Here is a 15902-nt window from a genome sequence, read left to right on the forward strand (position 1 = left end):
GCCGTTGGCCAGGATAGGCGCGACAAGGCATGCGTCTGTCGCGCATGCGGGTCGGTTCAATAATTGGAAGGATTGGCGGACCCGAAATCCGCCTCACTCATGTTCCGGCCCGTCCCAGGCTGACCGGTTTATGGCGGTTATACGGCTTCTTCCCGTCAGAGGCGCTTACTGAGTGTCCCTAGCCGTTCCCGTCTATCCCCTTCCAGTCCACAAGGGTATTGTGGACTGGATTGTGGACGATGGGGCGATGCGATGGCAGCGGGCAGGATCGGCGGACGGCTACAGGCCGTTGCTGTCAGGGCGCTAGTGAGCGCTGGGAAGCCTGGCGCCAAAGCCGACGGCGGGAACCTCTACCTGCGCATCACAGGGCCTGGCTCCGCGAAGTGGACGCTTCGCTACATGCTTGGGGGCAGGGCTCGGGAGATGGGGCTCGGCGGATACGACGCAGACGGGAAGCGAGGCCTCACTATCGCGCAGGCGCGCCACGCTGCGGCCGACGCGCAGCGGAAACTACGGGACGGCGTTGACCCCATCGCTCAGCGCGATGAACACGCTGCCGCGGCGCTGGCAGAGGCCCAACGAGAGGCTGCCAGGGCTGAGGCCAGTGAGCGGGACTTCCGCGCCGTGGCGACGCTCTACACGGCAGCACACGAGGCCGGCTGGCGCAACGCAAAGCATCGGGCCCAATGGACCTCGACACTGACCACCTATGCGTTCCCGCACATCGGCAGCATGGGTCTCGAAGAGATCAGCACGGATGACGTGCTGCGCTGCCTCCAGCCCATCTGGACAGCCAAATCCGAGACCGCAACGCGCGTGCGAGGGCGCATTGAATCCGTTCTAGACTATGCCATCGCTCGCGGCTGGCGAACGACACCCAACCCCGCCCGGTGGCGCGGGCATCTGGCAAACCTGCTGCCTCCACCGTCGAAGGTTGCCAAGGTCGAGCACCACGCCGCCCTGCCATGGCAGCAGATGGGCGACTTCATGGCCCGCGTCCGCGCGCAATCAGGCACCGCCGCCCGCGCGCTGGAATTCTGCATTCTGACCGCGACGCGGACTGGCGAGGCCCTCGGGGCGCGCTGGTCAGAGATCAACCTCGAAGCTGCGGTGTGGACCGTGCCGGCCGATCGCATGAAGGCAGGAAGGGAGCATCGTGTGCCGTTGTCTGGCGCTGCGTTGGCGGTTCTGGCGTTCATGGCGCCGTTGCACTCTAAGTCGGGTGATGCCCCGGTGTTCCCCGGCCAGGCCAAGGGCAAGCCGCTTTCCAATATGTCCATGCTGATGCTGCTGCGGCGGATGAAGCGCCGGGATCTCACGGTACACGGCTTCCGCAGCGCCTTCCGCGACTGGTGCGAGGAGGCGACGAGCACACCCCACTCAGTTGCCGAGGCTGCGCTTGCGCACGCCATCGGCGACAAGGTCGAGGCTGCCTATCGGCGGGGCGACCTCTTCGCGAAGCGGGCGACGCTTATGGAGGAATGGGCGACGTTTTGCGGGAAGGGGGCGGCGGAAGGCGATCGGGCGGGCGCAGGCTGCTGTCGCGCGGTTCATCGAAGTGCTGGCGAATGATGAGGTCGAATAGATGGTAGAAAGGCCGCACGCTCCCAGGTAGATTAGGCCGCACACAAAATCGCGAGGCAATGCTGGGCCATGAGTGGTAAACGAGCCCCTGACGGACCCCCAAAGTCGGACGGTGTCGCCAAGGCGAGCGGCAAAAAGGGGTCTGGATCCGCAGCCGACAAATTCGCGGCCGGCTACGACTTCTTGCTGATCAACAGCCCCGTTGATTCCAACTTGTATGCCAGAGTTATGCAGGAAGTAACGAAATCAAGGACGGCAGGGGGGCCACAGAAGGCCGTTGTTGCGATAGTGACAAACGGAGGTTTGGCAGACTACGCGTACCGGACGGGTCGGTATCTGCAATCTATCTACGATGATGTAGTCGCGTTCATTCCTTCAGGCTGCAAGAGTGCGGGCACGCTTATGGCAGTTGCAGCAAACGAACTGATAATAAGTCCTTTCGGCGATCTCGGCCCCCTCGATGTCCAACTCCTTCCCAAAGATGACATTATCGGGCGTCGCTCTGGGCTTGTAACCCGTTCTGCTATCTCTGACTTGAAGACGCACACCTTTGAGTTGTTTGAGCACTTCATGATGCAAATCATCAGCAGCAGTGGTGGAAGCGTCTCGTTTAAGGCGGCGGCAGACGTTGCCGCACGTACCACGGCGAAGGTGATGGGACGCATCTACGAGCAGGTGAATCCAGACATGCTGGGCCAGGATTTCAGGGACCTGAACGTCGCCATGAAGTATGGCGAGCGCCTCAACCGAAGGTACAAAAATCTCAAACCGAACGGCTTGCGCCGGCTTGTCCACGACTACCCAGCACATGATTTCGTAATTGATCACGAGGAAGCTAAGGAGATCTTTGAGCGCGTGAGCCTGCCTACGTCGTCGATATGGCGATTCCTGGAGGCTCGTATGGCCGATATGATGATGGTGAAACCTGCTCAGTCGGCTATCGTTGAGATCTGTGAGATTCCTCCCGCCCGAGAGGTTACTGATGTTAAAGGACATTCCGATAAAGAGAGCGATGACAAAGACGCTCCTCGAACCAAGCCGAACGGAGACGGTCAACGAGCGTCGGGAGCGTCGTGAACATATGCTCGCTTATGGTCGCGAGGTCGCCGCCGCGATGATTGCCCTGCAGGGGCGTTACCGGCGGACTGAAGAGCCGTCGCGGACCACAGAGATGGAGCGGGAGGACGCTTAGTCTCGTTGTAACCATGAGGTTTACGAACCCCGCCCGCTCCGGCCGGCGGGGTTTTTCGTGCCCGAAGCACTTTCGGGTTCCCGTTCAGTCTGAACCCAATCCGGTCCTCAGCCGGTAGTATGATGGGTGCCAACCGTAGGGCCACTCGCCGGCCGGTTGCGTGGATGAAACGGTTAGGTGTGTGGATAACGGCAGGACGGACTTTAGGCCCGCAGGTGCCCATGCTGCACCAGCCATTCGCTAGCGGCTCGCACAGTAAGGACGCCGGACCATGTCATCCGCGGTGCAAGAATACGTCCCCGTCGGCGCCACCGCGGTCCACGTGACGCTGCTTGCGCGCCGATCGATTTCCTGGATGGAGATGCTTTCAGGCAAGACGTTGCGGTCGATCGCCGCCGCCGTGGCGCGTTGCAGGTTCACCGTAGTGCTGGCGCAGGCCGCGAGAGCCAGGCCGGCCGCCGCCAAAGCCACAAGAGCGCCGTCTCGCATCCTACTCTCCTGCTTATGATCGCCTCCGCCCCGTCCCGGGTACTGTAGGCCCAGGCCCGCCGGGCGCCTCATGCCCGCCCCGGGATTCGTCCTCGGGGCCGACTGATCGGCTCGTGGGGGCAGGCGGCGATGCTGGCGTTGTCGCCAGATCATCCAGCGCATGGTCGAACTCTGCCGGGTCCGTCTCGCTGGCTACCTGAAAAAGCGCCTGTAAAGCGACGGGATCAATCCGCGACAGTTTTCGCAACGCGCTGCCCATCGACTGCCCAGGCGACTTTGTCAGGAAAGAGCGATCTAGCCGGGCCACGATCTCCGCATTCATCGAGCGATTGTTGGCCTTCGCCGCCTCTGTGATGCGGTCACGCATATCTCCGGGAAGGCGCAGCATGAATTTCGGATCTTCGCGGGCCATGAAGTCACCGTGCCATACAATTTCCTTGACCGCGAGAATGTCACGGTGACACCATGCCGAGGCAGTCACGGTGACTGCATGTCATGGAGGGCCATTTGGGACGGGATGATCCGAAGCTGCTGATCCGACTGCCTGCCGGGCTTAAAGCTTGGCTGGCCACAACGGCGGCGGCGAACCACCGCTCGATGAGCAAGGAAGTGGAATTTCGGCTGGAAACCGCGATGCGCGGTGAAAAGGCCGCCGAACCGGCATCGGGTGAAGCTTCGCCGGCATAGCCCGCTGCCGGCGCCTAGCCCGACCGCGTCGGAAGCGCGGAAGGCCCTCACCACAACCGCAGTCCCAAGGAGACCGCGATCATGACTGCTGAGCAGCATACCGCCCCGAATCCGTCCGAAACCAGCAGGCATGCGCGCCTCGCTGCCACTTTTGCCGCCGCGCCGATGCGCGACTTGGTCACCTGCGCGCGCATCTTCTACGCCGCGATCCATGTTGCTGGCGGGCGCTTCTCCGACGATGACTTTGATGCCTTGGTGGCGTTCGATGATTTCCTGTCGGAGAAGATCGCGGAACGGAATCCGCTGACCGCCGAAGACTTCGCGGTGAAGGTGCAGCACCTAGCCGGCCGCATCGAGGATGCGACCTTGTCGGATGGTCCGATGGCGGCGGCGATCGCGGCGATCAAAGTCGATGCCGCGACCGCTGCGGAATTGCCGAGGCAGGAGACGCGCGCATGAACCCGCGGCCCCGTCGCGGCGTTCTCGCCGCCACCTTCGTTGCCCCCGCGGTCCTGGCGGCTGATCCCGCTGTGGCTGCCACCGCCGACGCGCCGTTGATCGCGCTATGCGACACCATGTCGGACGTGCTGCGCGACCTGTCAGCGACGCCGGCCGACCTAGACGACACATCGCCGGAATGGCGGCCCTATGACCGCATCGCCGATGCCATGTGCGCGGCGCGGCCGGAGACGATGGAGGGCATTATGGCGATGGCGCGTGCAACGATGGCACACGCCAGGGACGGTGGCGGCGCCGACGATGATGAACCGGATGGCGTGGTTGCTGTTTGGGCATGGGCCATCGTGCGGCACCTTCTGCGCGTCGGGGGAGCGACATGAACGCCGCCCCTCTCTTCGACTGGCCCGACCGGGCGACCCCGCGCCCGGTCTTGTGCCTGGATCTGGCGCGCAAATTCGGGTGGTGCGTTGGCGTCCCCGGCGCACACCCCGAATACGGCACCGTGGAATTGCAGGGCCGGTCCCATGGTGTCGTCTATGCGGACCTCGTTCGCTGGATCCACGCGCTCATCCGCCAGCACCACCCCGCCGAGATCGCCATCGAGGCACCGCTTGGATCGACGCAGGGCTTGAGCAGCACCCGCCTCGCCTACGGGCTTGCGGCGCATCTGCACTTGCTGGCGCACCAGCACGGCATCGCCGTGCGTGAGGAACCTGTCTGGCGGACGAGGCGTGAGGTTATGGGGCGCGGTGACTTTCCTGCCGGCACAGCGAAGACCGAAGCGATCGCCTGGTGCCGGGCGCACGGCTTCGCACCCAGCGACGACAACGCTGCCGATGCGATCGTGCTGTTCAAGTCGGTGGAGAAGGAACGGCTGACAGCAGGATCGACGCGTTAGCCGTGCGAATCGCCGCAGCCGCCGGCTACGATACGGCGGGGGATAGGTTTGGCCGCCGAAAACCCGGAACTCCGACCGGGCTTCCCCCGTCTCGACTTCGGAGAGCGCATCGGAGGCGCAGCATGTCAGTTCCGATGCCTCCCGACGGAGGCTGGACTCTCAGTCAAGCGGTAGACGCGCTGATCCCCATGGCCGCGTCGGATTGCCGGCGAGCGGACGATCAGGCCGTTGCGCTGGAACGCATGAGCGAAGAACTGCTGCGGCACCTCGGGCGAGTGCGCGGCGACCTAACTTTCTCCGGTCGCGACAAAGATGCACCTCTCGCTGCGCCATGCATGATGTTGCCGCGTGAGTACCTGGATGAAGATCCGCCACCATCTGGTTCGGTGCTGTGGCTAAGCATCTCACACGGTGTCCTACGAGTACGCCTTGGGGGCTGGGGACCCGTGACAACCCTCACGATGCTTCGGATTGTGCCGGCCGCGGATAGCACCGTTGTGCCGGCGGTGGATAGCGCGGTCGCTTCCATGGCCAGTGCGTGGATGGAAGCCAACGCTGCTGGCAGGAAGCGTGACGACGCGATCGCAACGTGCGTCCGCGAAACCAGTGCGACGCATGCGCAGGCGCGAGCCGCATGGAACCGACTGCCCGATGCAGTCCGCGGCAGGCCAGGTGTCGCAAAGGGAGTGTGACCAAAGTGCCAATTGCGGACATTGCGGACGCCCGCAATTCGTCCGCTATCCGCTTTGGAATCAGTGCCGCCATGTAGTTACTCAAGAGCCCGTCCCCACCCGAACCCAGGACGGCTCACGATGGATAACCCAGCTGCCACGGCATTGCTCCTGCCGCCGATCGCCCTCCCTGCGTTGATCCCGATCTCGCAATCGAAGCCGATCACCGGCATCGCGCGCAGCACCGCCTATCGGCTCGGCGCCGAAGGCAAGCTCGACCTGCGGAAGATCGGCGCCACCACGTACATCACAGCAGACAGCCTGCGCGCGCTGATCGCGTCGCTGCCGATCGCGAAGGTCGCCGCCTGATGCGCGCCGCCCTCGCCCTCGCCGGCCCGTCCGTCGCGCTGCTGATCCTGCTGGCGATCGCCGGCCTGGTTCGCTTCACCCCGTAACAACAACCCCCGCTCGGCGCGGCTGCCGGCGGGGGCTGGGGAAATACATACGGGCTACTCGACACCCCCGATGTAGCGGATCCAGTCGCCGATTTCCAGCCCGCCGTGCGCTTCCCGAGAGGAAGACACGATGACGAAAAAGATCCACGAACTCCTGGCCGAGGCCGGTGAGTTGCGCCGCCGCGGCGACGAGGCCATGGCGACGTACCTTGAAATGCTCGCCGCAGTCGCGGTGCGCACGGCCTTCATCCAGGGGAGGGCCGCATAGTGTTGCGCATCCCTCTCCCTCGAAATCCCGCGGACTATCGCGAGACACCGGGCGTCGGCCAGACGGTCGGCGGCCGGCCCGTGGTGCACCTGATGAGCGTCAGCGAACTGGTGTTCCTCGAAATGCTGACGCGCGATGCCGCCCGCGGCTGCCTCCACGAAAACCGCACTGCCCTCGGCGCGCAACTGATGCGCGACGCCGACTGGCTCAAGCAGGTGCTGGGCGCGCGCGCTCGTCACATGACGGAGGCGCGGCATGGATAACGTCCATATCGGCCCGGCGCCGCTGACCGACCGACTGATGCGCGCCACAGAGCAGGCGAGCGACGCGGATCGCCGCTGGTTCGCCGAGAACCCCGGCCGAAGCCATCGCATGCGGCGCCCGATGTTCGGCGAGGTTCCGGCGCATCCCGACTTCCTGACCTTTGTCCTGGTGAAGCAGGTTCAGCCCGGCTTCCGGGTTCGCACCGCAATCTATGCGGACACCCCGCCGCCCGGTGAAGCCGATGAGGCTTCGGCCGCGTGGCTGTGGAACAGCGCCATGGCGTCGCAGGGGGTGCCGAATGGCTGACGGCATGGACTTCAACCCGGAGCGCCCGGCGTCCGCCGCCATCGGTTCCCCCGTCACCATCATTCGGTCAATCCAGCCAGCGATGGTCTGCAAGCGCTACACCATGGGCGCGGCCGGTATCGAGAAGCGCGCAGTCGCCCATGTGACGGAAGGCGAGGCGACGACGCGCGACGTTCCCGACGCCGCTGCTATGATGGCGCTGTTGCGTGAAGTCACCGAAGCGCCCGACCTGGTCATCTGCCCAGGCGTGTTCCGCGACGCTGGCGACCAGCCCTTCCGCGTCGTCCCCGAGAAGCAGTTTGCGACCATGCTCAACGGTAAGGTCGGCGAGGTCCCCGGCGGTGTCCATGACATCCACGGAAGCAGGGTCGCGGCTCGCCTGAAGCGCGGCATCAGTCCCGGCGCTTGGCTTCTACTCGACGCGGACAATCCGCCCGGCATGCCGGAGGCCTGGCAGCGCCAGCCATTCGGCGAACGGCTCGGGATGCTCGACAAGATCATCCCTGGCATCTCGACCTGTGAGCGCATCGAACTGCGCGGTAGCAGTGCCCGGGTGGTGCAGGACGGCGCCTCGGGCGGCGCGGCTACGCATGCGTGGATCCGCGTCTCGGACCCTGCCCGCATTGCCGTGCTGAAGGCCTATGCGACCATCGCCAGCGTCACGGCGGGACTGTCCTTCGCCTCCCCCCGGCATTCACGCATCGAACCCGGCAAGGTTGTGGGACACCAGCAACGGACGGTGGTGGATCTGTCGGTGTGGGATACCGGCCGGCTTGTGTTCTGCGCCTGCCCCGACGTTCAGGTGCCTGGCTACAGTGCAACGCCCGCCGGCATCGAACTGGTGAACCCTGGCGGAGGCGCTCTCGACCTCTCGGGGATTGTGCTGCCCGGCAAGCCGGACCTGGACGAGTACGCCGCGCGCACAGGCCATCGCGTGGATATCGAGGAGGGGCGCGAGGCGCCGGTAATCCGCTCCTATGGTGACCTCACTTGGGAAACGGAGATCGAATCACGTGGTCAGGTGAAGCGCTTGCGGGAGTGGGTCGCCACCATGCGGCCCGGCGGCAAGAAGCGGTGCGAAACGCCGTTCCGCGCATCATCCTCCGAAGCCGCAGTGATCCGCCTGCGCCGTGACGGCAAGCCGATCCTGCACGATGTGGGGACCGGCACCACCTATCACCTCTCGGAGGAACCGCCGCCTGAAGCAGGCCCCGCCTATGCGGACTCGTTCGATACAGCGCGGGAGCAGTTCGAGGCGGAAGGCCACGGGCGCAGCAACCGCCCCGCCAGCGACAGCGCGCTACACAAGGGACCGCTGATCCAGGTTGTCGGCGGCAATCTGCACAACGAGGCCACCGAAGGCGAAAGCGCACTCTTACACGCGGGGCGCGCGATCTATCAGCGCGGCTGCGATCTGGTGCGACCGGCGGTGCAGATCGTGGCTGCGTCGCGTGGCCGCATGACCCATTCCGCGGCGCTGGTGGAGATCGGCTGCGCTGGTCTGCGCGACGCGCTCTGTCAGGTCGCGCATTGGGAAAAATTCGACAAGCGGTCGAGCGACTGGGTCGAAATCAATCCTCCCGCCGACGTGGCGATGACGATCCTGGCGCGAACGGGCGAATGGCGCTTTCCCCGCATCGCCGGCGTGATTACCACGCCCACGCTGCGCCCGGACGGCACCCTGCTGTCGGAACACGGCTATGACCCGGCTACCCGGCTCTACCACATGGCAGACCCCGAGCTTGAACTCCGCCCGTCTGTGCACAACCCGACGCGGGCAAACGCCGAGGCCGCGCTGGAACTGCTGCGGTCCCTGCTCGCTGAGTTTCCATTTGATGGCGATGTGAGCCGTGCAGTTGGGCTGTCTGGCCTCATCACGCCCGTAGTCCGCGGCGCGCTCTCCGTCGCGCCTCTGCACGCCTTCAAAGCGACCTCGCCCGGCTCGGGAAAATCCTACTTGGTGGACGTTGTCAGCGCGATCAGCACGGGCCGACCATGCCCCGTGACCAGCGTCGTGGACGACGAACGCGAGACGGAGAAGCGGCTCACCGGCATGTTGCTTGCCGGCTACCCGATCGCCTGCCTCGACAACGTCAACGGCGAACTCGGCGGGGATCTGCTCTGCCAAGCCATCGAGCGACCCATCATCCGCGTGCGAAAGCTCGGGGGTTCCGACCTGTTCGAGATCGAGAACAAGGCATCTATGTTCGCCACCGGCAACGCGCTCCGCGTCCGCGGCGACATGGTGCGCCGGACGCTGGTGTGCAGCCTCGATGCTGGTGTCGAGCGTCCCGAACTGCGCGACTTCAAGGCCGACCCAATCGCCAAGATCCAGGCCAACCGGGGGCTATATGTCTCGGCGTGCCTCGTCATCGTGCGCGCCTATCTCGGCGTTGGATTGCCTGGCCTGCCGAAAGCGATCGCTTCATTCGAGGACTGGTCCGGCCTCGTGCGTGGCGCCCTCGTCTGGCTCGGTTGCGCCGACCCTGCCGCCTCCATGCAGGCAGCGCGGGACGATGACCCGGAACTAACCGAACTGCGCGAGATGCTGGCGCTTTGGTCGGATGCCTTCGGTTCCGACGCCATGACCGCGAAGGAAGTCGCTGATGCCATCCACCAGAAGGAGCCGACGCAGATGGGTGAGCCAACCGACTATAGGCGCCCCGATCTACGGGACGCACTAATCCGCTTGGTTGGTGAGCGCGGCGAGGTGAACACCAAACGACTGGGCAGGTGGCTGCTCAGCCGGGAAGGCCGGATCGTGGACGGGCAGAGGTTCAAGCGCTCCACCACGAAAGGTCAGAATAACGTCGCCAGATGGCAGGTTGTCGCGACGGTGTCGCCATGATGGGCCGCCCGTTCGCTACCTCTGGGTGGTTTGGGGGGTTTGAGGGGTACCTCTCGTACAACGCGCGGAAACTGTCATTGGACAACACAACACCCTCTTGGGTTTGTGGATTGGTCACTGACAGTTCGGGGAAGCGTGGTGAAGCCGCCCCCCCTAACCCCCCAAACCACCCAACGTGCGCGAGCAGCAGTCTTCGCACCGAACGGCGCACCGGGGGGGTAGGTCAATCTCTGGCCCGACGGAGGGGTTTGGACCGCACAGGGTCCCACGTACACATCGCAGACCTTCCGTTGATTTCCGGGTTGATTTCATCAAAGGCGGCTGACGGCCTGCAATCCCACGAAATCCGCCGATCTCCGTCGTTCCGCAATGCTTCCGCGCCGCGAAATCAATCACTAAAGGCGCCCGTCCCCAACCATTCCACGGGTGCACTTTTACCCTTTCAATACGCGGCGCTGCACACGGTCGGCCCAACGCGGTCCTGCCCCCGATCCCCCCAAATCCTCGCACGCCCCCCCGGGGGCCACGAAGGAATCCAAGGCCAAGGACCCTCGGACCGCGTTGGGGGCTTGTTTTGGCTAAGCGGCAAGGTTTCGCCGAGGGGCAGCGCATGACGGCCAGCGCGCGTGCGACGGCAGACCGCGCCCGCCGGTATCGAGCTCGGCGCCGGCGCGGCCTGGCCGTCGTGGCTGTTCCCATCGCGGAGCATCAGGTTGTCGCGTGGCTGCTCGATCGCGGATGGTTGGCGGAGAGTGATGCAGAAGATCCTGCAGCAGTAGCGGACGCACTGAGCCGCCTGCTGCGCGAGATTTGTGCTGCAGCCTAACGAATTTCGTCACGCGTGACGCCCCACAGCCGCGGATTACCGGCAGAATCGACGACATGAGCAACGCCATAACCCCGATCACCAGCGACCTGGAACGCATCCAGGCAGCATTCGCCGACGCCCTCTCTCCGGAGCGTATGGCAGTTGTGGACACGGCCCGCTTGTCGCTGCGCATCGCCCGGTCGGGCCTCGACGCGGCGCGGAACACCTTGGCTGCCATCTCGCAGGGCGACCACGATCCGGACGTACGGGACGAGGCTACGGCCGCCTACTCCGCCGCCGAGCGTGATGCGGCCGAGGCACAGAACCGGGCGAATGCTGCCCGCGCGGCCGTGGCGGAGATTCTCCGCCCCGCACTGGCCCGGCCGATCGAGGATCTGCGCGATCTAGTGCTGTCGCTGATCAGCCAAATCGAGGTGGCGATGGACCCGATGATGGAACTTCAATCCGCCTTGGTGTGCCGCGGCCTTCCTGTGCCGCAGGCAGTCGCCGCGGCAGGCCTGGCCCTCAATCCCCTCCGCGAAATGCGCCGCCTCGTCGGGCGCGGTGCGAATGCACAGCGGTTGATCAACGCCGCCGAGGCATTTGCAGCATGAGCCTTTCCAATCTCCTGCGCGGCCCGCGCAAGCCACCGGCGGAGGCGTCCTCCACCGACCTCCGTGCGACGCTTCGCGAGACTGAGACGCAGCGCGACGCGGCCGCGGCGCGCCTGGCCGAACTTGAAGCAGCGCTCGGCGATATCCTGTTGGACGACGACGCCGACGCCGAAGCGCAGCATCAGGCCGCCAAACGCGAGGCCGCCGAGAAGCTGGCCCGCGCTGAGGCTGTCATCGGAGCGCTTCATCCTCGTATTGAGGCGGCCGAGCAGCGCGAGGCGGAGGCCTTCCTTCGCCTCCAGTCTGATACGGCGGAACGAATTGCCGCGGAAGCGGTCGAGCACGTCCTCGCCTATGACAAGGCGGCGCGCGAGATGCTGGCCGCTGTGGAGCGGGTGAATACGGCGTCCGCTTTCGTCGTCGCAGCGAACCGCAGGATGGCGGAGCGCGGCCGGACTGATCTGTTCGTGGTGCCGCCGCTGAATCGGCTGTGGGAGCACAACAGGAACGACAAGATCACAAGCATCTGCGTCTGCGGTCCCCGACGGCTCGCGCGGACCCTCGCCGACTACGAGGCGGCCGTGGCCGAAGCGCCGCCGCCGCGGCCAGTGCACCCCAAGTCGGAGGCGCAACTCGCCCAGGAAGCAGATCGGGCTTGGTGGAATGGCGTTGTCGCTACCATCGAGCGGTGCCGGTGACGACATGAGCGGTGCCGAGACGATCCCCGACCTCGACGCGCAGGCCAAACGGATATCCGATGCGATGCACGGGGTCCTCCGAGGCGTCCGCCTTCGGTGTGAGCGGGAGACAGACCCCGGCCGGCTGTCCGAGCAGATGCTGGGTTTTCACGAGTCTTTGGAAATGCTGATCGATCTGCACGTCTCGACCGTCAGGCGACGGACGTTCGCTGGCATGCTGGCGCCAACACAAGCCGTGCAGCGCGGGTAGGAGATCCAGCCATGTCCTCAACCCGCGCCGAGCACCGCGGCATCCCAGAAGCCCTGCGCACGGCACTCGGCGAAGTAATCGCGCATGAGCGGCGAGAATGGCGGCGCGAACGGGAGGCCATCCAAACGGAGATGCGTGCCGCCGTCGCCGAGATGCGGGCGAGCGTGCTGCCGCTGTCGCAGCCATGGCGTGAAGGCGTCTTCCGTCAGGGGACACTCGTGACGCATGGCGGCGCGACCTGGCAGGCCGCTCGCGACACGGCGCATGAGCCGCCTCACGATGACTGGCATTGCTTCGCGGCGGCGGGCCACCCGGGGGCCAGTGGGCCGGGCCTGGCCGTCCGCGGCACATGGAGCGATGCCGAGACATACCGAATGGGCGACATAGCAATGCTGAACGGCGGTTCCTTCATCGCTCGCCGCGATGCCCCCGGTCCGTGTCCCGGTGAAGGGTGGCAGTTGCTGGCGTCGCCGGGGAAGCGCGGCAATCGCACGCCGGGTGTCGTGAGCATGAAGATCAGCGATGAGGGCATGCTGACATTGCGAAACGGGGATGGCTCGGTCGTGAACCTCGACCTCTATCCCCTGCTCGGCAAGATCGCGCACGCGAGGGCGGTGTCGTGACGGTCGCCACATACGTCATCACCGCCGGCAACGCGTGAGGGCTTCGGCATGACCGATTTCCTCTGGAAGCCGGGTTCGTGGGCGGCGATGTTCGGGTCGTCGGACCTGAATTCACTGGCCAACGGCAGCACGGCGTTTTCCTCGACGACCGCGCCGCAGATCGACACGACCAGCACCTTGGAACTCTACCTTCAGGCTGAGTTCGTCGGCGGGTCGATCAGCCCGACGAACGCGGCTGATGTGGTGTTCATCCTTGTCCCGCGCGATTCCGCCAACGCTGCCTATGTCGATGGCGAGGCCACATCGACCGTCGCGAACCAGCCGGTCTGGATGCAATACCCGCACGCCATCATCGGGCTGCGCACCAAGGCGACGCAGGCGCAGTTGGCTATGTCGCCGCTGATCATGCTGCCGCCGAACCGCTACAAGGCGATGCTGCTCAATCGGGCCGGCGTGGCGCTAGCGTCGAGCGGCAATCAGGTGAACGCGCGGCTGGTCACCGAGAAGGGCGTCTAGGTCAATGCGCGCGGTCACGCGGCTAGGGCAGTCGGGCGGCCACTCGGGCGTCCTGGAGATCTCGCGACCGGTCGTCAACCCTGCGCACCGTTTTGCGCACGGGATGACGGCGTTCTACGCGCCTATTGACTTCAGCGGCAACGGGTCGGCGGACAACAATATGTCCGAAAATCTGGCGCCGTTCCCCTACGGGGCGAGGCAAGGACACTCGCTACTAGTGCCGACTGCGACGCCTGGGGCGACGATATTACAACCTAAGGTGTTCGAAGATCAAAATGGCGCCTATTGGGACTTCCCGAATGGCGTCAACGCCGATCTTCAGCCGATTGAGAATATCGCGACGACGCCGTGGCGGCCAGGGGACAAGGGCGGGCATGCTCCCGGCACATTGTTCGTTAAGTTCCGCGTAACTGGCACACTTACCGCGGACAATACGCTCATCGACATCAGTTTTGGGGGCTCAACTGGAACGCCGACATTCAATATTTATGTAGACACGGTTAACGTTGTTGGATGGATTAGAACCGGCTCCGAGCAAGGGGCAGACGCACCTATCCCATCTACAATCGGCGAAACGTATATCGCTGTGTTCACGACGCGTGCTCACAACGACCACCAAACACTTAACTACAACGTCAGAACAGGTGTCGTTTCCAGCGGAGCAAACACGTCCAGTAGCGGCACTTCCGCGGGCAATGCCCCCCGCATGCAATTCGGGGCCAAGGCGGGGGGGCTGCGGGCCAAAGACAAGCGCATTTATTACGGCGGTTACATCGACCGAGGGCTGACCCTCGCCGAAATGCTCGATCTAGCGAGAACCGCGGACGATCTGCTAATCCCGCGGATACGTCGCCTTCCCGTCATCGGCGGCGCGCCCGTTACCGGCGACCTGGCCGCTACTCTCGACAGCGACACCGTCGCGGCAACGGTGTCTGTTCCGATCGTCGGCACGATGGCGGCGACGCTGGATAACGACACGGTCGCAGCGACGACCAGCGTCGCCATTAGCGGCAATCTCGCGGCGACGCTCGATAGCGACACGGTTGTCTCGACGGTCACGGTGCCGCTGTCGGCCAACCTCGCTGCCACGCTGGATGACGATGTGGTCGGCGCCACGGCCTATCCCGGCGATGGCGCCGTTGCCGTGCTGGGCGACACGCCAGTTACCCTCGATGGCGATACCGTCGCATCCACGGTCACGCTCGATCTTATCGCGGACCTCGCCGCCACGCTCGATGGCGACACAGTCGCCGCATATGTCATCGCCGGCAGCAATGGGCCGTTCACGCGGCGGCGCATGCTGCGGTTGAGTTAGGTGTCGGTCACTGAGGGCGGTGGGTGATACAGCGATGAACGAGCAATTCATTTGCCCCATGCAGCGCCGGGGCCTGCAAAGCGATCCTTTGTCCGTCGCGCAGATCCGAGGCGGTGTGAAGGCGAGCGATGGTGACCGCGCGTGGTTCGCGGCCCATCCTGGGCGGAACTACCGCCTGCGCCGCGCGGGCTTCCACCAGGTGGCCCTCCATCCCGACCTACTCACCTTCGTGGTGGTGAAGCAGGTGCGCCCGGGCGCACGCGTGAGGGCCTACTTCCGTGGACGCCTCGCGCAGATCGACGACGCGTCCGAGGCGCAAGCGCAACGCCTGTTTCACGACGTCATGGCCCACTACCCGTAGCACACCGCGGCGGTCGCGCAGTTTGAGGCCGAGAAGGCCGCACGGTGAAGGTTCGTGCATTGTGACATGGCGCGGGGCCGCTCCGATCCGGCAACCCCGCGCCACTCGCTCGCCACGGCGTCAGCCCCCCCAAACCGCGTTGGCGCGGCCAAGATATCGGCCTTGCAACCGCAAGGGACGGGCAATCGCTATCCGAATTCAGCCATCGTTCGCTTGCACCGGCCGTCGGTCACTGGGGGCGCGGCTCTGGCATCCAGTGCGTGACTTCATGAATGAGTCGTTGTCAATTTTTTTACAACAACTGATTCCGATGCTTGGCCGGAAACATCAACTTCTTGAGAGTATTGGATTTCTTAGACTGGCACGAGGAATGCTAATTCGTCGAATGTCTGCCCTTTTACAGTAGTGAAATGTGTAAAGGAGACATGCGATGCCCTGCTTGAAAAGCAAATCCGAGGTGGTTCTGGCCAGCGTCAGAGCCCATCCGGAAAGGAATTGAATCGGCTGAATCGGATGTGATTCGCTGATCCTGCGGACGATTCGTGGGGCGGATGATGGTGTGGACGGTAGAGCATCGGCGTGCGGCGGATCGACGT

The 15902-nt window shown here is 64.7% G+C and carries 20 protein-coding genes and 1 pseudogene; 19 read left to right on the top strand and 2 right to left on the bottom strand.

Annotated features, from left to right (window positions below; translation table 11 throughout):
* Positions 1-252: 252 nt before the first annotated feature.
* The 3 genes and pseudogenes from AAFN86_RS28095 to AAFN86_RS28105 form a co-directional block, all read left to right on the top strand.
* Positions 253-537: pseudogene (locus AAFN86_RS28095) on the top strand (Arm DNA-binding domain-containing protein); the annotation flags it as partial.
* Between the two features lie 87 nt (positions 538-624).
* The gene (locus AAFN86_RS28100) at positions 625-1572 is read left to right on the top strand and encodes a site-specific integrase (RefSeq protein ID WP_347546956.1); all 948 of its coding nucleotides are present in this window, start codon (positions 625-627) and stop codon (positions 1570-1572) included.
* Between the two features lie 81 nt (positions 1573-1653).
* Entirely contained in the window at positions 1654-2661 is a 1008-nt protein-coding gene (locus AAFN86_RS28105) for an SDH family Clp fold serine proteinase (protein WP_347546935.1), read from the top strand.
* 355 nt (positions 2662-3016) lie between these two features.
* On the opposite strand, the gene AAFN86_RS28110 is transcribed toward AAFN86_RS28105, so the two are convergent.
* Positions 3017-3265 (bottom strand): hypothetical protein, encoded by a 249-nt coding sequence (locus AAFN86_RS28110; protein ID WP_347546936.1) that lies wholly within the window; start codon positions 3263-3265, stop codon positions 3017-3019.
* A 13-nt stretch (positions 3266-3278) separates the two neighbouring features.
* On the bottom strand, positions 3279-3677 hold the full coding sequence (locus AAFN86_RS29665) for an Arc family DNA-binding protein (protein WP_408906639.1): 399 nt from the start codon (positions 3675-3677) through the stop codon (positions 3279-3281).
* An 83-nt stretch (positions 3678-3760) separates the two neighbouring features.
* On the opposite strand from AAFN86_RS29665, the gene AAFN86_RS28115 reads away from it, so the two are divergent.
* The 16 genes from AAFN86_RS28115 to AAFN86_RS28190 all read left to right on the top strand — a co-directional run bounded on the left by AAFN86_RS28115 (position 3761) and on the right by AAFN86_RS28190 (position 15306).
* Positions 3761-3952 (top strand): Arc family DNA-binding protein, encoded by a 192-nt coding sequence (locus AAFN86_RS28115; RefSeq protein ID WP_347546937.1) that lies wholly within the window; start codon positions 3761-3763, stop codon positions 3950-3952.
* An 81-nt stretch (positions 3953-4033) separates the two neighbouring features.
* Positions 4034-4411 carry a hypothetical protein gene (locus AAFN86_RS28120; protein WP_347546938.1) on the top strand — a complete coding sequence of 126 codons (378 nt, stop codon included), beginning with the start codon at positions 4034-4036 and terminating at the stop codon, positions 4409-4411.
* A complete protein-coding gene (locus AAFN86_RS28125; protein ID WP_347546939.1) occupies positions 4408-4791 on the top strand; it encodes a hypothetical protein in 384 nt (127 codons plus the stop codon). Before AAFN86_RS28120 ends, AAFN86_RS28125 begins: the two co-directional genes overlap by 4 nt.
* The gene (locus AAFN86_RS28130; RefSeq protein ID WP_347546940.1) at positions 4788-5309 is read left to right on the top strand and encodes a hypothetical protein; all 522 of its coding nucleotides are present in this window, start codon (positions 4788-4790) and stop codon (positions 5307-5309) included. The genes AAFN86_RS28125 and AAFN86_RS28130 overlap by 4 nt, the downstream gene beginning before the upstream one ends.
* Positions 5310-6121: 812 nt before the next feature.
* Entirely contained in the window at positions 6122-6349 is a 228-nt protein-coding gene (locus tag AAFN86_RS28135; RefSeq protein ID WP_347546941.1) for a hypothetical protein, read from the top strand.
* 216 nt (positions 6350-6565) lie between these two features.
* A complete protein-coding gene (locus tag AAFN86_RS28140) occupies positions 6566-6703 on the top strand; it encodes a hypothetical protein (RefSeq protein WP_347546942.1) in 138 nt (45 codons plus the stop codon).
* Positions 6703-6966 (top strand): hypothetical protein, encoded by a 264-nt coding sequence (locus AAFN86_RS28145; RefSeq protein ID WP_347546944.1) that lies wholly within the window; start codon positions 6703-6705, stop codon positions 6964-6966. The genes AAFN86_RS28140 and AAFN86_RS28145 overlap by 1 nt, the downstream gene beginning before the upstream one ends.
* Positions 6959-7273: a hypothetical protein gene (locus AAFN86_RS28150; RefSeq protein ID WP_347546945.1), complete on the top strand. Its 315-nt coding sequence runs from the start codon at positions 6959-6961 to the stop codon at positions 7271-7273. The genes AAFN86_RS28145 and AAFN86_RS28150 overlap by 8 nt, the downstream gene beginning before the upstream one ends.
* Positions 7266-10121: a hypothetical protein gene (locus AAFN86_RS28155; RefSeq protein WP_347546947.1), complete on the top strand. Its 2856-nt coding sequence runs from the start codon at positions 7266-7268 to the stop codon at positions 10119-10121. The genes AAFN86_RS28150 and AAFN86_RS28155 overlap by 8 nt, the downstream gene beginning before the upstream one ends.
* A gap of 882 nt (positions 10122-11003) precedes the next feature.
* Entirely contained in the window at positions 11004-11543 is a 540-nt protein-coding gene (locus AAFN86_RS28160) for a hypothetical protein (RefSeq protein ID WP_347546948.1), read from the top strand.
* On the top strand, positions 11540-12241 hold the full coding sequence (locus AAFN86_RS28165; RefSeq protein WP_347546950.1) for a hypothetical protein: 702 nt from the start codon (positions 11540-11542) through the stop codon (positions 12239-12241). Before AAFN86_RS28160 ends, AAFN86_RS28165 begins: the two co-directional genes overlap by 4 nt.
* A gap of 4 nt (positions 12242-12245) precedes the next feature.
* Positions 12246-12491, top strand: coding sequence for a hypothetical protein (locus tag AAFN86_RS28170; protein ID WP_347546951.1), 246 nt, complete (start codon positions 12246-12248; stop codon positions 12489-12491).
* A gap of 131 nt (positions 12492-12622) precedes the next feature.
* On the top strand, positions 12623-13114 hold the full coding sequence (locus AAFN86_RS28175) for a hypothetical protein (RefSeq protein WP_347546952.1): 492 nt from the start codon (positions 12623-12625) through the stop codon (positions 13112-13114).
* A gap of 48 nt (positions 13115-13162) precedes the next feature.
* A complete protein-coding gene (locus tag AAFN86_RS28180; RefSeq protein WP_347546953.1) occupies positions 13163-13630 on the top strand; it encodes a hypothetical protein in 468 nt (155 codons plus the stop codon).
* 103 nt (positions 13631-13733) lie between these two features.
* Positions 13734-14945, top strand: a complete 1212-nt coding sequence (locus AAFN86_RS28185) for a hypothetical protein (protein WP_347546954.1) — start codon at positions 13734-13736, stop codon at positions 14943-14945.
* A gap of 34 nt (positions 14946-14979) precedes the next feature.
* Entirely contained in the window at positions 14980-15306 is a 327-nt protein-coding gene (locus tag AAFN86_RS28190) for a hypothetical protein (RefSeq protein WP_347546955.1), read from the top strand.
* Positions 15307-15902: the final 596 nt, after the last annotated feature.

Origin of the sequence: Roseomonas sp. CAU 1739 (genome assembly GCF_039839775.1) — a bacterium.
Taxonomy (GTDB): Bacteria; Pseudomonadota; Alphaproteobacteria; order Acetobacterales; family Acetobacteraceae; genus Neoroseomonas.